Source organism: Pseudomonas sp. PDM04, from assembly GCF_014851765.1.
Lineage (GTDB): Bacteria > Pseudomonadota > Gammaproteobacteria > Pseudomonadales > Pseudomonadaceae > Aquipseudomonas.
The window spans coordinates 1,095,755-1,116,027 of sequence record NZ_JACVAI010000001.1; the positions used below are offsets into that span (position 1 = coordinate 1,095,755).

At 61.2% G+C, this 20,273-nt stretch carries 18 protein-coding genes; 11 read left to right on the forward strand and 7 right to left on the reverse strand.

The genetic code is table 11. The features are described 5' to 3' along the window. Positions 1-5 precede the first annotated feature (5 nt). The 3 genes from ccoM to IB249_RS05125 all read right to left on the reverse strand — a co-directional run bounded on the left by ccoM (position 6) and on the right by IB249_RS05125 (position 925). Positions 6-122 carry a cytochrome c oxidase subunit CcoM gene (gene ccoM, locus IB249_RS29995; protein ID WP_275959760.1) on the reverse strand — a complete coding sequence of 39 codons (117 nt, stop codon included), beginning with the start codon at positions 120-122 and terminating at the stop codon, positions 6-8. Between the two features lie 143 nt (positions 123-265). Then, a complete protein-coding gene (locus IB249_RS05120; RefSeq protein ID WP_192302889.1) occupies positions 266-463 on the reverse strand; it encodes a hypothetical protein in 198 nt (65 codons plus the stop codon). A 120-nt stretch (positions 464-583) separates the two neighbouring features. Continuing rightward, the gene (locus tag IB249_RS05125) at positions 584-925 is read right to left on the reverse strand and encodes an aspartate-semialdehyde dehydrogenase (RefSeq protein ID WP_192302408.1); all 342 of its coding nucleotides are present in this window, start codon (positions 923-925) and stop codon (positions 584-586) included. 220 nt (positions 926-1,145) lie between these two features. Between IB249_RS05125 and rapA the strand changes: the two genes are divergently transcribed. Beyond that, positions 1,146-3,992 carry an RNA polymerase-associated protein RapA gene (gene rapA, locus IB249_RS05130; RefSeq protein WP_192302409.1) on the forward strand — a complete coding sequence of 949 codons (2,847 nt, stop codon included), beginning with the start codon at positions 1,146-1,148 and terminating at the stop codon, positions 3,990-3,992. Between the two features lie 157 nt (positions 3,993-4,149). Here rapA and IB249_RS05135 read toward each other — a convergent pair whose 3' ends face one another. Then, a complete protein-coding gene (locus tag IB249_RS05135; RefSeq protein WP_192302410.1) occupies positions 4,150-5,499 on the reverse strand; it encodes a spinster family MFS transporter in 1,350 nt (449 codons plus the stop codon). A gap of 302 nt (positions 5,500-5,801) precedes the next feature. On the opposite strand from IB249_RS05135, the gene IB249_RS05140 reads away from it, so the two are divergent. Continuing rightward, entirely contained in the window at positions 5,802-6,161 is a 360-nt protein-coding gene (locus IB249_RS05140; protein WP_192302411.1) for a YkgJ family cysteine cluster protein, read from the forward strand. A gap of 143 nt (positions 6,162-6,304) precedes the next feature. Beyond that, positions 6,305-8,587 carry a putative bifunctional diguanylate cyclase/phosphodiesterase gene (locus IB249_RS05145; RefSeq protein WP_192302412.1) on the forward strand — a complete coding sequence of 761 codons (2,283 nt, stop codon included), beginning with the start codon at positions 6,305-6,307 and terminating at the stop codon, positions 8,585-8,587. On the opposite strand, the gene IB249_RS05150 is transcribed toward IB249_RS05145, so the two are convergent. Next, entirely contained in the window at positions 8,478-9,374 is an 897-nt protein-coding gene (locus IB249_RS05150) for an NAD(P)-dependent oxidoreductase (RefSeq protein WP_192302413.1), read from the reverse strand. The two genes, IB249_RS05145 and IB249_RS05150, sit on opposite strands and share 110 nt — an antisense overlap. Before the next feature lie 196 nt (positions 9,375-9,570). Between IB249_RS05150 and IB249_RS05155 the strand changes: the two genes are divergently transcribed. Next, the gene (locus IB249_RS05155; RefSeq protein WP_192302414.1) at positions 9,571-11,772 is read left to right on the forward strand and encodes a hypothetical protein; all 2,202 of its coding nucleotides are present in this window, start codon (positions 9,571-9,573) and stop codon (positions 11,770-11,772) included. Between the two features lie 271 nt (positions 11,773-12,043). Here IB249_RS05155 and IB249_RS05160 read toward each other — a convergent pair whose 3' ends face one another. Next, complete coding sequence (locus tag IB249_RS05160; protein ID WP_192302415.1) at positions 12,044-12,349, reverse strand: DUF2288 domain-containing protein; 306 nt, start codon at positions 12,347-12,349, stop codon at positions 12,044-12,046. A gap of 339 nt (positions 12,350-12,688) precedes the next feature. Here IB249_RS05160 and IB249_RS05165 point away from each other — a divergent pair, with 339 nt between their 5' ends. From IB249_RS05165 to IB249_RS05185, 5 genes are all read left to right on the forward strand, one after another. Continuing rightward, positions 12,689-13,816 carry a branched-chain amino acid ABC transporter substrate-binding protein gene (locus tag IB249_RS05165; protein ID WP_192302416.1) on the forward strand — a complete coding sequence of 376 codons (1,128 nt, stop codon included), beginning with the start codon at positions 12,689-12,691 and terminating at the stop codon, positions 13,814-13,816. 233 nt (positions 13,817-14,049) lie between these two features. Then, a complete protein-coding gene (gene livH / locus IB249_RS05170; RefSeq protein WP_192302417.1) occupies positions 14,050-14,973 on the forward strand; it encodes a high-affinity branched-chain amino acid ABC transporter permease LivH in 924 nt (307 codons plus the stop codon). Further along, entirely contained in the window at positions 14,970-16,226 is a 1,257-nt protein-coding gene (locus tag IB249_RS05175; protein WP_192302418.1) for a high-affinity branched-chain amino acid ABC transporter permease LivM, read from the forward strand. Before livH ends, IB249_RS05175 begins: the two co-directional genes overlap by 4 nt. Next, positions 16,223-16,990: a high-affinity branched-chain amino acid ABC transporter ATP-binding protein LivG gene (gene livG, locus IB249_RS05180; RefSeq protein WP_192302419.1), complete on the forward strand. Its 768-nt coding sequence runs from the start codon at positions 16,223-16,225 to the stop codon at positions 16,988-16,990. The genes IB249_RS05175 and livG overlap by 4 nt, the downstream gene beginning before the upstream one ends. Beyond that, entirely contained in the window at positions 16,991-17,692 is a 702-nt protein-coding gene (locus IB249_RS05185) for an ABC transporter ATP-binding protein (protein WP_192302420.1), read from the forward strand. Between the two features lie 162 nt (positions 17,693-17,854). On the opposite strand, the gene IB249_RS05190 is transcribed toward IB249_RS05185, so the two are convergent. Then, positions 17,855-18,763: a LysR family transcriptional regulator gene (locus IB249_RS05190; protein ID WP_192302421.1), complete on the reverse strand. Its 909-nt coding sequence runs from the start codon at positions 18,761-18,763 to the stop codon at positions 17,855-17,857. Positions 18,764-18,868: 105 nt separating this feature from the next. Between IB249_RS05190 and IB249_RS05195 the strand changes: the two genes are divergently transcribed. Both IB249_RS05195 and IB249_RS05200 read left to right on the forward strand, forming a co-directional pair. After that, entirely contained in the window at positions 18,869-19,468 is a 600-nt protein-coding gene (locus IB249_RS05195) for a short chain dehydrogenase (protein ID WP_192302422.1), read from the forward strand. 59 nt (positions 19,469-19,527) lie between these two features. After that, positions 19,528-20,193 carry a COG3650 family protein gene (locus IB249_RS05200; RefSeq protein ID WP_192302423.1) on the forward strand — a complete coding sequence of 222 codons (666 nt, stop codon included), beginning with the start codon at positions 19,528-19,530 and terminating at the stop codon, positions 20,191-20,193. Positions 20,194-20,273 lie beyond the last annotated feature (80 nt).

Below are 20,273 nucleotides of genomic sequence, written 5' to 3' on the forward strand. Positions count from 1 at the left end.
AAGACCTACGGTTTTTTCCGCTTGTGTGCGTCTTTCCAGATAAAGAATCCAAACCCTGCAAAAAACAGAACCATGAGGCTGACAGTCAGCACCCCGGCGAACACCACGTTGTCGAAAAACATGACTGGCCTCCTGCGCTTGCCTTGTTGCGATGGGTCTAAGTTAACCAATCAGGCAGGCGGGGAAATTGACCGGGATCAATATCGTCAGGGTTTGGAGGCAAAGGAGGAGGGAAAGTGATCTACATCAATAAAGAAGGGAGGGATTAACGCTTTTTCGGTTTGTTCTTCGGTTTCTTCTTGGCGGTTTTGCCCAGCGGCATGGCCTTCTCGAAGGCCAGACGCACTTCCTTCAGACGCTTTTCATTAAGGTCATGAACGCGCTTGGCACGTTCGGCATTCAGGTCGATCAACTTGTCGTCTTGGCTCATGGCGTTCAGTGCATCGTGTGAATTGAAATTCAACTGCGCAATCGTTCGCAGGGGGATTGCGCCAATAATGCAGCCTGGTGCACGCGCTGACCAGCGGTCCATGGCTCGAACGACGGCGAAACAAAAAGAATCGGACGACGTTCATGCAACCGGCTAGATCTGAATATCGACCCACAGCCCCTGGCGCGGCTCGTCATCGATCAGCGGCTTGACCGGCACGGTGTTGTCAGCGTTGAGCTCGACGCCGGGTATCGCCAGGTGCTCTTCGGGATCTTCATCCGCTTCACGGCGACGGCGTTGCTGCTCCTGCTTGCGGCGCTGTTCCTCGCGCAGCTGAAAAGCCGCCTCCTCGGGGTCGCGCTGTTGCAGGTCGATGGTGCTTTCGTTGGAGCTTTCCTGCACCGGTACAACGGGCGGGATATCCGGTCGCTGGCGAATCGGATCGTGCTGTGACGTGACCGGCACGGCACTCAAGGGAAGCATCGGTGGCAGCATGGTTTTTTTGTCTCCTGTCCTCAGGTTTTCGGCTGCGCCGATGACGACTTGAGCCATCGGTCGAAAACTGTGACCTGATTGGCACGCACAAGTGCCCTGCCCCCTGTGCATCTCAAGCGTTGAGCTAAGGTCAATCGATGAGTTTTTCCGAGAGTCCTTTGGCCCTCAAGCCCTCATTCCGTTAAGATAGCCCGCTTTTTCAAGGTGGGAGTCAGGCAGCATGGCGCAGCAGTATCAACCGGGGCAACGCTGGATCAGTGACAGCGAAGCCGAGCTGGGTTTAGGCACCGTTCTGGCACAGGACGGCCGCTTGTTGACCGTGCTCTACCCGGCCACTGGCGACACACGCCAGTACGCGCTACGGAATGCGCCCCTGACCCGCGTGCGATTTTCGCCAGGCGACTCCATCACCCACTTCGAAGGCTGGAAGCTGACCGTCCAGGAAGTCGACGACATCGACGGCCTGCTGGTCTATCACGGCCTCAACGCGCAGAACGAAGCGGTTACCCTGCCGGAAACCCAACTGTCGAACTTCATTCAGTTCCGCCTGGCCAGCGACCGTCTGTTTGCCGGGCAGATCGATCCCCTGGCCTGGTTCTCCCTGCGCTACCACACCCTTGAACACACCAGCCGTCAGTTGCAGTCCTCGCTCTGGGGCCTGGGTGGCGTGCGTGCGCAACCGATTGCGCACCAGTTGCACATCGCCCGTGAAGTGGCCGACCGCATCGCACCACGGGTTCTGCTGGCAGACGAAGTCGGCCTGGGCAAGACCATCGAAGCCGGCCTGGTGATCCATCGCCAGCTGCTTTCGGGCCGCGCCAGCCGCGTGCTGATCCTGGTGCCGGAAAACCTGCAGCACCAGTGGCTGGTCGAGATGCGTCGTCGCTTCAACCTGCAAGTCGCGCTGTTCGACGAAGAACGTTTCATCGAAAGCGATGCGACCAACCCGTTCGAAGACACCCAACTGGCGCTGGTGGCGCTGGAGTGGCTGGTGGACGACGAGAAGGCCCAGGACGCGCTGTTCGCGGCCGGCTGGGACTTGCTGGTGGTCGACGAAGCTCACCACCTGGTGTGGCACGAAGATCAGGTCAGCCCGCAATATTCGCTGGTCGAACAGCTGGCCGAAGTCATTCCCGGCGTGCTGCTGCTGACCGCGACCCCGGAACAGCTTGGCCAGGACAGCCACTTCGCCCGTCTGCGCCTGCTCGACCCGAACCGCTTCCATGACCTGCACGCCTTCCGCGCCGAGAGCGAAAACTATCGCCCGGTGGCCGAAGCCGTTCAGGAGCTGCTGGACAAGGGGCGTCTGTCGCCGGCCGCGCACAAGACCATCCATGGTTTCCTCGGCAACGAAGGCGAAGCCTTGCTGACGGCAGTCAACGATGGCGACACCGAAGCCAGCGCCCGCCTGGTTCGTGAACTGCTGGACCGTCATGGCACCGGCCGCGTGCTGTTCCGCAACACCCGCGCCGCCGTGCAGGGTTTCCCGGAGCGCAAGCTGCACCCCTACCCGCTGCCGTCGCCGGACGAATACCTCGAACTGCCGCTGGGCGATCACGCCGAGCTGTACCCCGAAGTCAGTTTCCAGGCCCAGCCGGATGCCAACGACGAAGAGCGCTGGTGGAAATTCGACCCGCGCGTCGAATGGCTGATCGACACGCTGAAGATGCTCAAGCGCACCAAGGTACTGGTGATCTGCGCCCACGCCGAAACCGCGATGGACCTGGAAGACGCCCTGCGCGTGCGCTCCGGCATCCCGGCCACGGTGTTCCATGAAGGCATGAACATCCTCGAGCGTGACCGCGCCGCCGCCTACTTCGCCGACGAAGAGTTCGGCGCGCAGGTGCTGATCTGCTCGGAAATCGGCAGTGAAGGCCGCAACTTCCAGTTCTCGCACCACCTGGTGCTGTTCGACCTGCCGTCGCACCCGGACCTGCTGGAGCAGCGCATCGGTCGTCTCGACCGGATCGGCCAGAAACACACCATCGAACTGCACGTGCCCTACCTGGAAACCAGCCCGCAAGAGCGCCTGTTCCAGTGGTACCACGAGGCTCTGAATGCGTTCCTCGCGACTTGCCCGACCGGCAACGCCCTGCAGCACCAGTTCGGCCCGCGCCTGTTGCCGCTGCTGGAAAACGCCGATGACGGCGAGTGGCAAGCGCTGATCGACGAAGCCCGCACCGAGCGCGAGCGCCTGGAAGCCGAGCTGCACACTGGCCGCGACCGTTTGCTGGAGCTCAATTCCGGTGGCGCTGGCGAAGGGGAAGCGCTGGTCGAGGCGATTCTCGAACAGGACGATCAGTTCGCCCTGCCGATCTACATGGAAACCCTGTTCGACGCATTCGGCATCGACAGCGAAGACCATTCGGAAAACGCCCTGATCCTCAAGCCGAGCGAGAAAATGCTCGACGCCAGCTTCCCGCTGGGCGACGACGAAGGCGTGACCATCACTTACGACCGCAACCAGGCGCTGTCCCGCGAAGACATGCAGTTCATCACCTGGGAACACCCGATGGTGCAAGGCGGCATGGACCTGGTGCTGTCCGGCTCCATGGGCAACACCGCCGTGGCGCTGATCAAGAACAAGGCGCTGAAACCCGGCACGGTGCTGTTGGAACTGCTGTACGTCAGCGAAGTGGTCGCCCCGCGTTCCCTGCAACTGGGCCGCTACCTGCCACCAGCCGCCCTGCGCTGCCTGCTCGATACCAATGGCAACGACCTGTCGGCCCGGGTGGCATTCGAAACCCTCAACGATCAGCTGGAAAGCGTGCCGCGTGCCAGCGCCAACAAGTTCATCCAGGCCCAGCGCGACCAGCTGACGCCACGGATCAACGCCGGTGAAGAGAAAATCCTCCCGCGTCACGCCGAGCGTGTGGCCGAGGCAAAACGTCGCCTGGCCGCCGATACCGACGAAGAACTGGCGCGCCTGACCGCGTTGCAGGCGGTCAACCCGACCGTGCGCGACAGCGAACTGGTCGCCCTGCGCACTCAACGCGAACAAGGCCTGGCCATGCTCGACAAGGCGGCGCTGCGACTGGAAGCGATTCGGGTGCTGGTGGCAGGCTAAGCTTCCTGCGCCACCGACCATGGAAAAGGCCCGCAGTGATGCGGGCCTTTTTTGTGTACTTGAATTTTCCAGTGCGGCTGATGATGTATCGCGAACCGGCTCGCGCCCACAGTGTTTGCACTATCCCCTGTGGGAGCGAGCCTGCTCGCGATAGCGCCTATGCCGTCGCCGCGGAAACCTGAGGCTCGACCACGGCGCCCAACTCCTCCTTCATCCGCTTGGCATCGCGCACAAAACAGCGCGACGCCAGGAACAGGAACACCATGGTCAGGAACAGCGCGACCGGGATCAGGTACATCGCGTCGTGCAGCCCGACGGCCTTGAACGCCTCGGTCATCTGTTCGGCCCCCGCCGCGAGCATGGCCGTCTTCGCAAAGTGATCGGACAGGCCGCCCACCACCACCGGCCCCAGGCCGCCGCCGAGCAGATACAACCCGGCAAAGAACAACGCCATGGCGGTCGCCCGCAGGCGCGGCTCGACCACGTCCTGGATGGCCGTGTAAACGCAGGTGTAGAAGTTGTAGGCAAACAACCAGCCGACACTGAACACCGCCACGAACACGCCGATCTCGATGCGTCCGGCGTGCAACGCCCAGGCGGTGCACAGCGTGGAGATGATCAGGCTGAACGCGGCGAACAGCAGGCGCCCGTTCGCGACCCGCTGGTGGATCTTGTCTGCCACCCATCCCCCCAGGGTCAGGCCGATCAGCCCGGTCACACCGACGATGATGCCGGTGGCGACGGCAGCCTCGTGCAAAGGCATCAGGAAGTAACGTTGCAGCATCGGCACCAGGAAGGAGTTGCACGCATAGGTCGCGAAGTTGAAACACAGCCCGGCCATGACCAGCCACAGGAAGGTCGGCACCGCCAGCACCCGACGGATCGGCCGGTCTACACGCTCCTGGGAAACCTGCACGCTTTCCGCCGCGCCGCGCTTCGGCTCCTTGATGTAGAACATGAACACCGCCAGGATCAGCCCCGGCACGGCGGCGATGAAAAACGGTGCACGCCAGCTGTCGAACGCCTTGACCATCCAGCCGATGGTGAAGAACGCCAGCAACAGGCCCAACGGCAAGCCCAGCATGAAAATGCCCATGGCTCGCGCGCGGCGGTGGGCGGGAAACAGGTCGCCGATCAGCGAGTTGGCGGCCGGCGCGTAACTGGCTTCGCCGATGCCGATGCCCATGCGCACGATCAGGAAGCTCCAGAAACTGCCCACCATGCCGTTGACCGCAGTCAACCCGCTCCACGCGGCCAGGCCCCAGCCCATCAATTTGGCGCGCGAACCGGTGTCGGCCATCCGCCCCAGGGGCAGCCCGGCAATGGCATAGACGATGGTGAATGCCGTGCCGATGATCCCCAACTGGAAATCGCTGAGGCTCCACTCCATGCGGATCGGCTCGATGATGATGGCCGGGATGGTGCGGTCGAAGAAATTGAACAGGTTCGCAAGGAACAGCAGGAACAGAATGCGCCAGGCATTCGCCGCTTGGGTCGAGTTCTGCATGGGTCCGTCTCTTTTATTGTTATGGGGGCTTCACTGCCGTCGCATCCGAGCCCGGAACCTGCAATCTAGTCAGGCTCGCCCGAGCTGTCTGTCATTATTTGTAAAGCTGATATCAGCCCATGGCGAACACCCGTTGCGCCTCGGCGCTCGAACCCGGAACCTGCCGACACCGGTTACTTTTCATGTGCCCCGACAGGCGTGAAAAAATACCGCCCGCGCCCCCTTCCCAAGCTCGTTGCGAAGCCTAGAATGGTGGCGTCGCCTTCTCTGACGCCGCCCTATCCCTCCTTTGATGATCGCCCATGTCCGAAGCCAGTCCGTGTCTGCATTGCGGTGCCTGCTGTTCTCATTTTCGCGTCTCGTTTTTCTGGGGAGAATGCACCTCTGCCGGCGGAACAGTGCCCGACGATCTCGTCGCGCCGATCAGCCCCAGCCGGGTCGCCATGCTCGGCACGGACTGCAAGCCCACCCGCTGTACCGCTCTGGTCGGGACCGTGGGCAGCACCGTTCAATGTTCGATTTATGACCAGCGCTCCAGCACCTGTCGGGAATTCGAAGCCTCGTGGGCCAATGGCGAGGCGAACGTGGATTGCGACGCCGCCAGGGCAGCGTTCGGCCTGCCCCCTCTGCAACCCGGGTTCGAAGCCTTCGAGGTCGCCTGAGCGTTAGCACCAAACGCTATCGAGTTCATACCAAAATCATTGGTACCACCGTGCCACTACGGCTGGCGCTGATTGCATGAGCTCTATACTCCAATGCATTCGCCGGCGTGCATGACGCGGGCAAGGACCTGATGGGGCGTGCTATGGAATGGCTGGGCTTGCATTTTGTCACTGAGCTGACCGCGGACGGCCAGGTCGTTCTCAACTGCACGCATGATCCGTTCCTGGTGCTGCTGGCCTATCTGGTGGCCTGCGTCGGTGGCTTCGCCACGCTGGATATTTCCGAACGCATTGGCCATTCGGAAAAGCCCGCCTCCCAAAGGCTCTGGCGTTGGGTCGGTGCCGGCTGCCTGGCGGGCGGTATCTGGGCCATGCACTTCATCGGCATGCTGGCGTTCCAGGCGCCGGTGCAGATTCGCTATGAATTGCCCATCACCCTGGCCTCGCTGCTGATCGCCCTCTTCGCCTCGTGGCTGGCGATGCATACCCTCAGCCATCCTCGCCTGACGATCCGACAATACGTGCAGGCCTCGATCTGCATCGGCATGGGCATCGCCACCATGCATTACGTGGGCATGTCAGCCATGCGTTCGAACGCGGTGGCGTATTACCAACCTGTCCTTTTCGGTCTGTCCATCGCGATCGCCATCGGTGCAAGCCTGGCGGCGCTGTTGCTCTCCAGTCGTCTGCGCGAAGGCGCTGGCCGGCTGCATCAACTGATCAAGCTCAGCGCCAGCCTGGTCCTCGGCGCAGGCATCATCAGCATGCACTTCACCGGCATGGCCGCCTTCACCCTGGTGCTCCCGGCCGGCAGCCCGCTGACCTTGCCCGGCGACAGCAGCCACCAGCAATTGGCACTCACGGTGGCCGTCATCACCCTCCTGATCATCGGCAGCAGCATCAGCGCGGCACTGGCGGACAAGAAACTGCAGCACAAGGAACGCGACCTGCAAAGGGTCAACATGCTGCTTGGCCAGTTGGACGAAGCACGCCTGTCGCTGCAACACGCGGCGAACTATGACGCCCTGACCGGCCTGATCAACCGCCGTGGCTTCAACCAGGTGTTCGCCGAGAAGCTGCAGCAGAAAACCACGGAAGGCGGCATGCTGGCGGTGATGTTCCTGGACCTGGACCACTTCAAACGCATCAATGACAGCCTCGGGCACGACGCCGGCGATGAGTTGCTCACCGTCATGGCCCGGCACATCAGGGGGTCGGTCCGCAGCCAGGAAGATGTGGTGGCGCGCTTTGGCGGCGATGAGTTCTGCCTGCTCATCAGCCTGCGTGATCGCGAGGAGGCGCGGCTCATGGCCCAGCGCATCATGCTGAAAATGAAGGAACCGATCGAGCTGGCCGGGCGCCGCATGGTCATGACCACCAGCATCGGTATCAGCCTGTTCCCCGAGGACGGCACGACCTGTGAAGAACTGTTGAAACACGCCGACCTGGCGCTCTATCAATCCAAGGGCGGCGGTCGTAACGGGCTGAACTTCTTCAACCCGAGCCTCAAAACCCGGGCCTCCCTGGACTTGCAAATTGAAGAAGAACTGCGCCATGCCCTGCGCGAAAACACCGGCCTGGTGCTGCACTACCAACCGATCTATGACTTGAAAAGCCACCAGGTCACCAAGCTCGAAGCGCTCGTGCGCTGGCAACATCCCATCCATGGCCTGCTGACACCCGATCGCTTTATCGCCATCGCCGAAGCCAACGGCCTGATCGCCGAGCTGGATCAATGGGTCCTGCGAAAAGCCTGCGAAGACCTCGCAGAGCTGTCGCGCCAGGGCGCAGAAACACTGCACGTCGCGGTCAACTGCTCACCGCTGAACCTGGCGCGTGAGGACCTGGCCAACGACATCGAACAGGCGCTGCGTGTGGCCGGGGTCGCCCCGCAGCGACTGGAACTGGAAGTCACCGAGAACGCGCTGATGGACAACATTGCCGAATCACTGGTGCTGCTGCGCCAGATTCGCGCCCTCGGCGTTTCGCTGTCGATCGACGACTTCGGCACGGGCTATTCCTCCCTGGCCTACCTGAGGCGCCTGCCGCTGAACACGCTGAAGATCGACCGCTCGTTCATCCAGGACATCCCCAAGGCCAGCCAGGACATGGAAATCGTGCAGGCGATCATCATCATGGCCCACACGCTGCACTTGCAGGTGGTCACCGAAGGCGTGGAGACCCCCGAGCAATATGCATTCCTGGAGCGCAACGGTTGCGACATGGTGCAGGGTTACCTGCTCAGCCGTCCGGTGCCCCTGACGGAACTGCGCACGGTGCTGGACGACATCCACCAGCGCCAACACACGTACGCCTTCAGCTCCCTGACCCTGGCTCACGGTACAACTGCACTAACGTCGACGGATCCTTTTCCAAAAAGCCCTGGCCCCCATGCAGGCGCATCAGTTGTGCGGCCAATCCGCTGATCGGCGTGGCCGAGCCCTGCTCGCGGGAAAACTTCACCGCCGTGTCCAGGTCCTTGAGCAGCGTGCGCACGTGCCACTTCACCGGTTCGAAACGGCTGTCGGCCATTTGCGGCGCCAGGATCTGCAACGGCTTCGAATCGGCGAATCCGCCGGCCAGCGCCTCGGCGATCAGACCCGCCTGGACGCCGGAGCGCTCGGCCAGCGCCACCACCTCGGCGATGACCAGCGCGTTACAGGCAACGATCATCTGATTGCAGGCCTTGGTCACCTGCCCCGCCCCGACCGCCCCCATGTGGGTGACCCGCTGGCCGAGACTGAGCAGCACCGGCCTGACACGCTCAAGGTCCGCCGCCGTGCCGCCAACCATGATGGCCAGGCTGCCAGCTTCGGCACCGACCACGCCGCCGGACACCGGCGCGTCCAGCCAGCTCATGCCGGCCCGGCTGGCCAACTGCGCCGACATTTCCCGGGTGGCGGCAGGTTCCAGGCTGGAAAAATCCACCAGCAACTGACCACTTCTCCCACCCTCGGCGATGCCACCCGGCCCAAACACCACTTCGCGAACCACGGCAGTGTCCGCCAGGCACAACATCACCACATCGGCGTGCTGGCATAGTTCGGCCGGTGTGGCAACGTGTCGCGCGCCCGCTTCAACCAGCGGGATGCACTTGGCCGGATTGCGGTTCCACACGGCCAGCGGATACCCCGCAGCCAGCAGGCGCCGGCACATCGGCAGGCCCATCAGGCCAATCCCGGCGAAACCCAACGATGGTAGGGTTGACATCATTTAGCCTTCTTTTCGATTAAAGATCGCCGAATATTGGCCGATCCATCATGACTAGGAAAGGATTCCCCCGAGCGATGCTCAGGCCAACCCCCTGATGCTTGGGCCCATTACGCGCCGAACGAAGACGCGAGAACCCAACCGTGACGGTCCGGCGCACCCCGCCGCCCAACCGACCAGCCCAGGTACATGGCGCACAATGACTTCCAAAAACAACCCGGCCCCCGCCATATCCGATCTGACGCCCAGCCCCGCAGCGAACAGCCCTGCTCCGTCGAAGCCATTGACGCCGTCGCGCCCGCTGGCGAGCCAGCAATACCTGTATTTCACCGAGACCAACACCGACCGCATCCTCGACAACCTCGACGGCCTGCGCGACCTGGTGTTCCCGCGCCCACCGCACCTGGAAGGCGACAGCGAACAGTACAGCGCCCAGGAATTCCCGTCGGTGTGCCTGATCGGCCTCGGACGCTGCGGTTCGAACATCGCACTGGATGTCGCGGAGCTGGTGTACAACGCCCGCAAGTTCTACCTCAACGAATTCAATAACGAGGATCGCGTATCGTCGGATAAACGCCTCGCCGACAAAGGCTACAGCCCGGCACAGTGGATCCGTTCCAGCCTGCGCCTGATCCCGAACAAGGCCACCAAGCCGGTGTTCCTGGTCGAGCCGCTGGTCATGCTCGGCGACCTCGACAAGGACATCGCCGGTCGCATCCGCTTCTCGCGCAAGGGCGAAAAAAGCGGCTTCCTGCGCGACTACAGCAAAATGAAGATCATGGACCTGTCGGAAGTCCACGCCGGTGGCGCCGGTAACGCGCCGATCCTCGGCCAGTACCTGGCCAAGATCATCCTGAACAAGGACACCCAGCGCTTCTCCAGCCCCGACTGGAAAATGATCCACTCGTACCTGATCGACAGCTGCGGGATCAAGGCCAACCAGTCGCGCCTGTACTTCTCGATCTTCAGTGCCGGTGGCGGTACCGGTTCGGGCATGGCTTCGGAGTTCGGCCTGGCCCAACAGCATTCCTACATGAACAAAACGTTCGACACCAAGCCGATGGACGAACACGACGGCAAGAGCGGTCATTCGTTTGTGTTCGAACCGATTTTCACCAGCGGCATCTGCGTGCTGCCGAACATCTCCGATCACCGCAGCGAAATGTCCGAAGCCCTGCACATCAACGCCGGTCGCCTGCTGTGTAAGTACCTGTCTGAAGAGTGGGACTTCTCCTACAACTTCGCCAACGAAGACAGCAGCGAAGCCAGCGTCATGGGCCGTATCCGCCCCTGGAACGCGATGATGCTGATCTCCAACGACATCATGCGCTACGCCGAAGAAAACGATGATGGCAACATTCAGAACATCGACGTCAACGCGATGGAGAAGCATGCCAACCAGTACATCTCGCAACAGATCTTCAACATCCTGACGGCGCAGGCGGTCACCACCGACTACGACCAGAACTACTTCCGTCGCGCCGGCATCGACATCGGCGAAACCATTCGCCTGGACGCCAACGACCTGTTCATGAGCCTGGCCGGCCCGGTCGCCATCGCCTACGCCGAATCCGTGGTACCGGAAACCCCGCCGCCGAGCAGCGACAAGTTCAAAGTGTTCGAGAAAGAGCCGCAACGCCTGAACATCGACGACCTGTTTTTCCGTTCCATCGACCTGCCGCATTTCAACAAGGTGACCCAGGCCATCGAAGGCATCAGCCTGCTGCCGATCGAATCCAAGCGTTACCGCGCCTCGCTGGAGCAATACAAGAATTCCGGCTACGACGCGGCGGCGCTGCACGACCTGCACTTCTTCAAGAACTGCTCGTCGGTGGTGTCGATCGTCTCCCTGCCGAAAGACTACAAGCTGTCCTACATGGACCTGAACCGGTTGAAGACCCACCTCAACAGCCTGTTCCCGAACACCACGCTCAAACGCTATGCGCTGGTGATCGGCGCCTCGGCCAACCTGTCGCTGACCACGTTGATCGCCAAGAGCCCTTGCCTGTCGGATGACTTCCTGACGCTGATCGTCGCATTCATCAAGCGCTGCTTCGCGAAGAACCCGTACCGCTTCGACGAAACGCTGGACAACTCGATCCTGGACTTCATCATCCAGGAGGAATTCAACGAAGAGTTGATCGACGATTTGCTCAACGAGTTCGAGAACCCGGCGAAAATCCTCGACACCAACTGGTATGCGATCAAGCCGATGTACGAAAAGAAGTACCGCGAACTGATCAACGACAAGGAGAAGTTCGTCTCGATCAATGACATTCGCCTGTCGCGCGATTGCGTGAAGAAAGCGATCAAGTACCTGCGCGAGATCTACCGTCACCGCATCGGCAAGACCAAGGTGATTTCGCTGAACAACCACACGGGCAAGACTTACTCGGTCTGATAGAGACCGAGGCGACCCCATCGCGAGCAGGCTCGCTCCCACAGGTGGACAGTGAGCCCCTGCGGGAGCGAGCCTGCTCGCGATGGGCCCTGAAAGCGGCGCAAATCCACATCTGGAAACAATTAAACAAGCCTCAACCAGCGCCCTCAACTGTGCCCGTTACGTTTACGTCACCGTGAAGCTGTAGCCTTTCTCTACGGCAACATGCCATCACGCTACTCGGCTACACACTTTTCCACGAAAACCTGACGCACCAATCAAGTGCGCAACTTCATTTCGTCGCCCTTTCCTGGATCATAATCCAGGGCGAAACCACCACTGCCCAAAGCGTCGGATCACGTTCGAAAAGATCCAGCGCCCGCGTTTCAGACAGTTTGGCGACCTCATCGGCGGCCAGCCAGGCAGCCACTTTCTCCCCATCGTCGGTCGCCACGGCCTCTGCCGCCGCGATCAAATCCAGGCCCGGATCGACCCACAATAGGGCACCCTTGGCGAAGAAGGGCTCCAGCTCTTTCCACGAAATAGATGCGGTTTCACCAAGCAGCTTGGCATAGAGGGTGCTAGGTTCTTCAGTCATGGGTCCTGTCCGGAAAAGAAATCGACGTGGATGATAACGTCGGTGGTCTGGCAGAAAAACCCGGAAGCAATTGCATCACCGATTGAAAACTGCAGGAGCGCCAAGGATTGCTGGATTGTTCAGCTGGAACCCCGCCGCAATTCTGTCTTTTTCTTTCACAAAAGCGACACCCCCTGATTTTGCCCCCCGGCGCCAGCTTCCCAGGCTGACAATCGGCGCTCTACACTGTACCGGTACAGTTGCCGAGGGCATTTTCCGGAGGATGTCGTAGATATCTGACCCGGTTCTGCTGCTACGGCGCCAGGACTATAAAAATTACAACAGTAAGAGTGGAGCACTATGACAAAGGCTACTAAGCAGATTTCCAAACTGTTTGCCGCTATGGTTCTGGCCGGGGTTGCCAGCCATTCGTTCGCAGCTGACACCATCAAGATCGGTATCGCCGGCCCTAAAACCGGTGCTGTAGCCCAATACGGCGACATGCAGTTCAGTGGCGCCAAAATGGCCATCGAGCAAATCAACGCCAAGGGCGGCGTGGACGGCAAGAAACTCGAAGCCGTTGAATACGACGACGCCTGTGATCCGAAGCAAGCCGTGGCGGTAGCGAACAAGGTCGTCAACGACGGCGTCAAGTTCGTGGTCGGTCACCTGTGCTCCAGCTCCACTCAACCGGCTTCGGACATCTACGAAGACGAAGGCGTGATCATGATCACCCCGGCTGCCACCAGCCCGGACATCACCAACCGTGGCTACAAAATGGTGTTCCGCACCATCGGCCTGGACAGCGCCCAGGGCCCTGCCGCCGGTAACTACATTGCCGATCACGTGAAACCGAAAATCGTTGCTGTGCTGCACGACAAACAGCAATACGGCGAAGGCATCGCCTCGGCCGTGAAGAAAACCCTGGAAGGCAAGAACGTCAAGGTTGCCGTGTTCGAAGGCATCAACGCCGGCGACAAGGACTTCTCCTCGATCATCGCCAAGCTCAAGCAAGCCAACGTCGACTTCGTCTACTACGGCGGCTACCACCCGGAGCTGGGCCTGATCCTGCGCCAGGCCCAGGAAAAAGGCCTGAAAGCCAAGTTCATGGGTCCGGAAGGCGTGGGTAACGACTCCATCTCGCAAATCGCCCAGGGTGCTTCCGAAGGCCTGCTGGTCACCCTGCCGAAGTCGTTCGACCAGGACCCGGCCAACGTTGCCCTGGCTGACGCCTTCAAAGCGAAGAAAGAAGACCCGAGCGGTCCGTTCGTGTTCCCGTCGTACTCGGCTGTGACTGTGATCGCTGATGCCATCACCTCCGCCAAGAGCGAAGACCCTGCCAAGGTGGCTGCCGCCATCCACGCAGGCACTTTCAAAACCCCGACCGGCGACCTGAGCTTCGATGCCAAGGGCGACCTGAAAGACTTCAAATTCGTGGTTTACGAGTGGCACTTCGGCAAACCTAAAACCGAAGCTTCGCCTCAGTAAGGCTTTGCCTGACTGACTGCCAACAAAGCCCACGGCGTGCCGTGGGCTTTGTTTTACGAATGTACCTGGGCCGTACTGGCGTGATCCGCCAGTCTCCCCACCTGAAAATCTCAAAACCGTCATCAGCGGTTCGCTGGCAAAACCCGGATTCGAAGTGGATGCAGATCCACGGGGCTCGGGCGGGAAAATGACTCCACCAGTGAAATGCGTATCAGGTTTTTAGGAGCGCTGTAATGCCTGACATCTATCACTTTTTCCAACAGCTGGTTAATGGCATGACCATTGGCAGCACGTATGCCCTGATCGCCATCGGCTATACGATGGTTTACGGCATCATTGGAATGATCAACTTCGCCCACGGCGAGGTGTACATGATCGGTTCCTACGTGGCGTTCATCGCCATTGCCGGGCTGGCCATGATGGGACTCGACAGTGTTCCGCTGTTGATGACCGCCGCTTTCCTCGCGACCATTGTCGTGACCAGTGCCTACGGCTACAGCATCGAACGGATCGCCTACCGCCCCTTGCGTGGCAGCAACCGTCTGATCCCGCTGATTTCCGCCATCGGCATGTCGATCTTCCTGCAGAACACCGTTCTGCTGGCGCAAGACTCCAAGGACAAATCCATTCCCAACCTGATTCCGGGCAACTTTGCCTTTGGGCCAGGTGGCGCACATGAAGTGCTGATTTCCTACATGCAAATCGTGGTGTTCGTGGTGACGCTGATCGCCATGCTCGGCCTGACGCTGTTCATCTCCCGCTCTCGCCTGGGCCGCGCCTGCCGCGCCTGCGCCGAAGACATCAAGATGGCCAACCTGCTGGGCATCAACACCAACAACATCATCGCCCTGACCTTCGTCATCGGTGCCGCACTGGCGGCCATCGCGGCCGTGCTGCTGAGCATGCAATACGGCGTGATCAACCCGAACGCCGGTTTCCTGGTCGGCCTCAAGGCCTTCACCGCCGCCGTACTGGGCGGAATCGGCAGCATCCCCGGCGCCATGCTCGGCGGGCTGGTGCTCGGCGTTGCGGAAGCCTTCGGTGCCGATATCTTCGGCGACCAGTACAAGGACGTCGTGGCGTTCGGTCTATTGGTCCTGGTGTTGTTGTTCCGGCCAACCGGCCTGCTGGGTCGTCCGGAGGTTGAGAAAGTATGACTAGGAATCTTAAACAGGCGTTGTTCAGCGCCTTGCTGGTGTGGGCGGTTGCCTACCCGGTACTGGGCCTGAAACTGTCCATCGTCGGTATCAAGCTCGAAGTTCACGGCACCAGCACCACCACGCTGGCCATCATCGCGGTGTGCTCGGTCCTGATGTTCCTGCGGGTGCTGTTCGATCAGCAGATCAGCTCGGCCTGGCGCTCCTCGCCCGGCATGCCGTTGATCCCGGCCAAGACCAGCCACTTCCTGACCCTGCCGAGCACTCAACGCTGGATCATCATTGCGTTGATCATCGGTGCCCTGATCTGGCCGTTCTTCGGCTCCCGTGGTGCGGTGGACATCGCCACCCTGGTGTTGATCTACGTAATGCTCGGCCTCGGTCTGAACATCGTGGTCGGCCTGGCCGGCCTGCTCGACCTCGGCTACGTCGGTTTCTACGCCGTCGGCGCCTACAGCTATGCGCTGCTCTCCCACTACCTGGGCCTGAGCTTCTGGGTCTGCCTGCCGATCGCCGGCCTGATGGCCGCCACCTTCGGCTTCCTGCTGGGCTTCCCGGTCCTGCGCCTGCGCGGTGACTACCTGGCCATCGTGACCCTGGGCTTCGGTGAAATCATCCGCCTGTTCCTGCGTAACCTGACCGACATCACCGGTGGCCCGAACGGCATCAGCAACATCGAGAAACCGACGTTCTTCGGCCTGACCTTCGAACGTAAAGCCGCCGAAGGCATGCAGACTTTCCACGAGTACTTCGGCCTGGAATACAACTCGATCAACAAGGTGATTTTCCTTTACCTGGTTGCGCTGTTGCTGGCCCTCGCCGCGCTGTTCATCATCAACCGCCTGCTGCGCATGCCGATCGGCCGTGCGTGGGAAGCCCTGCGTGAAGATGAAATTGCCTGCCGTGCGCTGGGTCTCAATCCTACGGTCATCAAGCTCTCGGCCTTCACCCTCGGTGCCAGCTTCGCCGGTTTCGCCGGCAGCTTCTTCGCCGCCCGCCAGGGCCTGGTGACACCGGAGTCGTTCACCTTCATCGAGTCGGCGATCATCCTCGCCATCGTCGTGCTGGGTGGCATGGGCTCGCAGCTGGGCGTGATCCTGGCGGCCGTGGTGATGATCCTGTTGCCTGAAATGATGCGTGAGTTCAGTGAGTACCGCATGTTGATGTTCGGCGCCCTGATGGTGCTGATGATGATCTGGCGACCTCAAGGTCTGCTGCCCATGCAACGTCCTCACATGGAGCTGCGCAAATGAGCCGCGAGATCCTTAAAGTTGAAAATCTGAGCATGCGCTTCGGCGGCCTGCTCGCGGTCAACGGCGTGGCCCTGACCGTGAAAGAGAAACAGGTGGTTGCCCTGATCGGCCCCAATGGGGCCGGCAAGACCACGGTGTTCAACTGCCTGACCGGTTTCTACAAGCCGAGCGGCGGCAGCATCCTGCTGGACGGCGAGCCAATCGAGGGCCTGCCCGGCCACAAGATTGCGCTCAAGGGCGTGGTGCGCACCTTCCAGAACGTGCGCTTGTTCAAGGACATGACGGCGGTCGAGAACCTGTTGATCGCGCAACACCGTCACCTGAACACCAACTTCCTGTCCGGTTTGTTCAAGACCCCGGGGTTCCGCAAGAGCGAGCGCGAGGCGATGGAATTCGCCGAGTACTGGCTGGACAAGGTCAACCTCACGGAATTTGCCAACCGTCCGGCCGGCACATTGGCCTACGGTCAGCAACGTCGCCTGGAAATCGCCCGCTGCATGATGACCCGCCCACGGATCCTCATGCTCGACGAACCGGCCGCCGGCCTGAACCCGAAGGAAACCGAAGACCTGAAGGCGCTGATCAGCGTGTTGCGTGAAGAACACGACGTGACCGTGCTGCTGATCGAGCACGACATGAAACTGGTCATGAGCATTTCCGACCACATCGTCGTGATCAACCAGGGCACCCCCCTGGCCGATGGCACGCCGGAACAGATCCGCGACAATCCTGAAGTGATCAAAGCCTACCTGGGGGAAGCGTAAATGCTGCAGTTCGAAAACGTTTCCACCTTCTACGGCAAGATCCAGGCCCTGCACAGCGTCAACGTCGAAGTCCGCCAGGGCGAGATCGTGACCCTGATCGGTGCCAACGGCGCCGGCAAGTCGACCCTGCTGATGACCCTCTGCGGTTCGCCGCAGGCCCACAGCGGCAGCATCCGCTACCTGGGTGAGGAGCTCGTCGGCCAGAGTTCGTCGCAGATCATGCGCAAGAGCATCGCCGTGGTGCCGGAAGGTCGTCGGGTGTTTGCCCGCCTGACCGTGGAAGAAAACCTCTCGATGGGCGGCTTCTTCACCGAAAAGGGTGATTATCAGGAACAGATGGACAAGGTTCTGGGACTTTTCCCACGCCTGAAAGAACGCTTCACTCAGCGCGGCGGCACCATGTCCGGCGGCGAACAGCAAATGCTTGCCATCGGTCGTGCACTGATGAGCAAACCCAAGCTGTTGCTGCTCGACGAGCCCTCGCTGGGCCTGGCCCCGATCATCATCCAGCAGATCTTCGATATCATCGAGCAGCTGCGCAAGGATGGCGTGACGGTGTTCCTGGTCGAGCAGAACGCCAACCAGGCGCTGAAGATCGCTGACCGCGCCTATGTTCTGGAGAACGGCCGGGTGGTGATGCAAGGCACCGGTGAAGCGCTGCTGACCGACCCGAAAGTGCGCGAAGCGTACCTGGGCGGCTAAGCGGCTGCAGAACCAGAAAAGACGGCCTTCGGGCCGTTTTTTTATGGCCCCCGATTGTGGGAGCGAGCCTGCTCGCGATGGCCTTAGATCCTTCAACACGATCGTTGAAGGTCAAACCGCAATCGCGAGCAGGCTCGCTCCCACCGGGGCCGGGGTAATGCTTCAAAGGCGATCCAGTGCCTCGCCACTGCGCTTGAACCAGCCCATCAGATAATCCGCGAGCACCTGCGTACGCTTGGGCAAGCCACCCTGGTAGGGGTGCACCAGGTACATCGGCATCCGTCGTGTCTGGAAGTCGCGCAGGAGCCAGCGCAATCGACCGTCAGCCAATTCCGCCTGCAACAGGTAGGACGGCAAACGCGCGATACCAGCGCCCGCCAGTGCGGCTTTTTTCAGCAGGCTGTAATGATTGCTGGCGAACGGCCCGCAGACGCGCACCCGCAACAGCTCGTGTTGCTGGTGATAGAGCCATTCCTCGCGCCCGCTGTAGTGGCTGTTGAGCAGGCACTGGTGCTCCGCCAGGGCCTGCGGCGCCAGGGGTTCGCCGTGTTGCGCGAGATAGGCCGGGCTGGCGCAGGTCAGTTCGTGCCAGGCCAGCAGCGGGCGCGCCACCAGACGCTCGTCATTGCCCACTTCGGAACGCACCGCCAGGTCGAAACCTTCCCGGGACAGGTCCCGGTAGTCGTTGCTGAGGTCGAGTTCAATCTGCACTTGCGGGTACTGCTGGGAAAACTCCAGCAACAAGCCATCGAAGAAGGTTTCTCCCAGGGACACCGGAACGGTCATGCGCACCGGTCCGACCATGTCGTCCTTCAGGCGGGCCAACGCCTGACGCGCCCTTTCCACCTGCACCACCAGCGCCTGCGCTTGCGGCAACAGCGCCGCCCCTGCTGCCGTCAGGCTCAGCCGACGCGTGGTGCGCTGCAGCAGGACCACGGAAAACCGCGTCTCCAGCAAGCTGATGCGCTTGGACAACTGGCCTTTGCTGCACCCCAGTCGCTGCGCCGCCAGGGTAAAGCTGCCGGCTTCGATCAACACGGCAAACGCCGCCAGATCATCCATCTCGCTCATGGATTGTTTCCAATAGAAAACCAAAGATTGCCTATTAGCGCGCTTATCCACGGAAAAAACCACTCTAGACTGAAACCACTTTCAACCCACACGAGGATCCACCCCATGAAAATTCTTCTGATCGGCGCAGCCGGTACGATCGGTTCGGCCATCGACAAAGCGCTGTCCGAGCGTCACGAGATCATCCGCATCGGCCGCAACAGCGGTGATTTGCAGGTGGATATCAGCGACAGCGCCTCGATTCGCCGCCTCTTCGAAAAGACCGGGACATTCGATGCGCTGATCTGCGCCGCCGGCAACGTGACCTTCGCCCCGCTCGACGAAATGAGCGAAGACAGTTTTGCCCTGGGCCTCAAGGACAAACTCATGGGCCAGGTCAACCTGCTGCTGATCGGCCGCGAATTCGCCAACGACGGTGCCTCGTTCACCTTCACCACCGGCGTGCTCAGTCACGACCCGATCCGCAGCGGCGCGTCGGCGGCGCTGGTCAACGGCGCCCTCGACAGTTTCGTGCGGGCTGCCGCGATCGAACTGCCGCGCGGCCTGCGCGTGAACTCGGTCAGCCCTAACGTGCTGCTCGAGGCCATGGGCAAATATGCACCGTACTTCCGCGGCTTCAAGCCGGTTCCCGCAGCCGATGTGGCACTGGCCTACGCCAAGAGCGTGGAAGGCCTGCAAACAGGTCAGACCTTTCATGTGGGCTGAGCCCTTGTGATGAACGGTCAGGCTGAGTAACGTGGCGGCACTTGTCTGGAGAGCCAAAGATGCGTGTTGCCCGTTCCTTAGTCCTCGTTGCCCTGCTTCCGCTGTTCGCCGCCTGCCAGTTACTGGAAAGCCCCCGTGAAAGTGCCTCTCACGTGGGTCAGAGCCGAATGCAGGGTCAACTGATGGCAGCCGATGGCAAACTGGTGTTCCAGCCGTGCAATGAGCAGCGCAGCCTGGTGGTCAACGACATCGGCGGCACCAGTGTCCTGCAGGAGGCCGCGACCCTGGCCGACGCGCAGGGCAAGCTGTTCGCCGATGTTCGCGGGCGCGTCGTTGCCAGCGGCGGCGAGGACCGGCTGGACCTGGCGCAGTTGTACCGCGTCGAGCGCTCGGGCACCGCGTGCGACGATCCTAACTTCAAGTTGCTGATCCTGCGTGCCGCCGGCCATGGTCCGGACTGGAACGTCAGGGTCAGCGGCAAGGGCATGGTCATCGACCGGGCGGGGCAACCGCCGCTGGCCGTTCCCTACGTTGAGGAGCAACTGGGCGACGGGCGCTTCAACCTCAGCACCGAAGCCAATAACCAGCACATCGAACTGTGGGTCGCGCCGCAGCGTTGCGTCGACAGCAGCACCGGCAGCATTGCGCACATGAGCGCCGAGTTGCGCGTCGATGGCCAGGTCCAACGGGGCTGCGGGTATTTCGGCGGTTCGCGCAACGACTGATCGTTTAAGCCTCACGGGAATCGTCCTTTGAGGCTTATAATCGCGGCCTTCAAACGCCCTGGCGCAGTTGTGCGCCCCGC

Excerpts from the sequence above, each read along its gene's own strand:
- IB249_RS05195 (WP_192302422.1), top strand. The coding sequence starts at position 18,869 with ATGAAAATTCTTCTGATCGGCGCAGCCGGTACGATCGGTTCGGCCATC.
- IB249_RS05150 (WP_192302413.1), bottom strand. The coding sequence starts at position 9,374 with ATGATGTCAACCCTACCATCGTTGGGTTTCGCCGGGATTGGCCTGATG.
- livH (WP_192302417.1), top strand. The coding sequence starts at position 14,050 with ATGCCTGACATCTATCACTTTTTCCAACAGCTGGTTAATGGCATGACC.
- IB249_RS05175 (WP_192302418.1), top strand. The coding sequence starts at position 14,970 with ATGACTAGGAATCTTAAACAGGCGTTGTTCAGCGCCTTGCTGGTGTGG.
- IB249_RS05160 (WP_192302415.1), bottom strand. The coding sequence starts at position 12,349 with ATGACTGAAGAACCTAGCACCCTCTATGCCAAGCTGCTTGGTGAAACC.
- IB249_RS05185 (WP_192302420.1), top strand. The coding sequence starts at position 16,991 with ATGCTGCAGTTCGAAAACGTTTCCACCTTCTACGGCAAGATCCAGGCC.
- IB249_RS05145 (WP_192302412.1), top strand. The coding sequence starts at position 6,305 with ATGGAATGGCTGGGCTTGCATTTTGTCACTGAGCTGACCGCGGACGGC.
- livG (WP_192302419.1), top strand. The coding sequence starts at position 16,223 with ATGAGCCGCGAGATCCTTAAAGTTGAAAATCTGAGCATGCGCTTCGGC.
- IB249_RS05135 (WP_192302410.1), bottom strand. The coding sequence starts at position 5,499 with ATGCAGAACTCGACCCAAGCGGCGAATGCCTGGCGCATTCTGTTCCTG.
- IB249_RS05165 (WP_192302416.1), top strand. The coding sequence starts at position 12,689 with ATGACAAAGGCTACTAAGCAGATTTCCAAACTGTTTGCCGCTATGGTT.
- IB249_RS05200 (WP_192302423.1), top strand. The coding sequence starts at position 19,528 with ATGCGTGTTGCCCGTTCCTTAGTCCTCGTTGCCCTGCTTCCGCTGTTC.
- rapA (WP_192302409.1), top strand. The coding sequence starts at position 1,146 with ATGGCGCAGCAGTATCAACCGGGGCAACGCTGGATCAGTGACAGCGAA.
- ccoM (WP_275959760.1), bottom strand. The coding sequence starts at position 122 with ATGTTTTTCGACAACGTGGTGTTCGCCGGGGTGCTGACTGTCAGCCTC.
- IB249_RS05125 (WP_192302408.1), bottom strand. The coding sequence starts at position 925 with ATGCTGCCACCGATGCTTCCCTTGAGTGCCGTGCCGGTCACGTCACAG.
- IB249_RS05190 (WP_192302421.1), bottom strand. The coding sequence starts at position 18,763 with ATGAGCGAGATGGATGATCTGGCGGCGTTTGCCGTGTTGATCGAAGCC.
- IB249_RS05155 (WP_192302414.1), top strand. The coding sequence starts at position 9,571 with ATGACTTCCAAAAACAACCCGGCCCCCGCCATATCCGATCTGACGCCC.
- IB249_RS05140 (WP_192302411.1), top strand. The coding sequence starts at position 5,802 with ATGTCCGAAGCCAGTCCGTGTCTGCATTGCGGTGCCTGCTGTTCTCAT.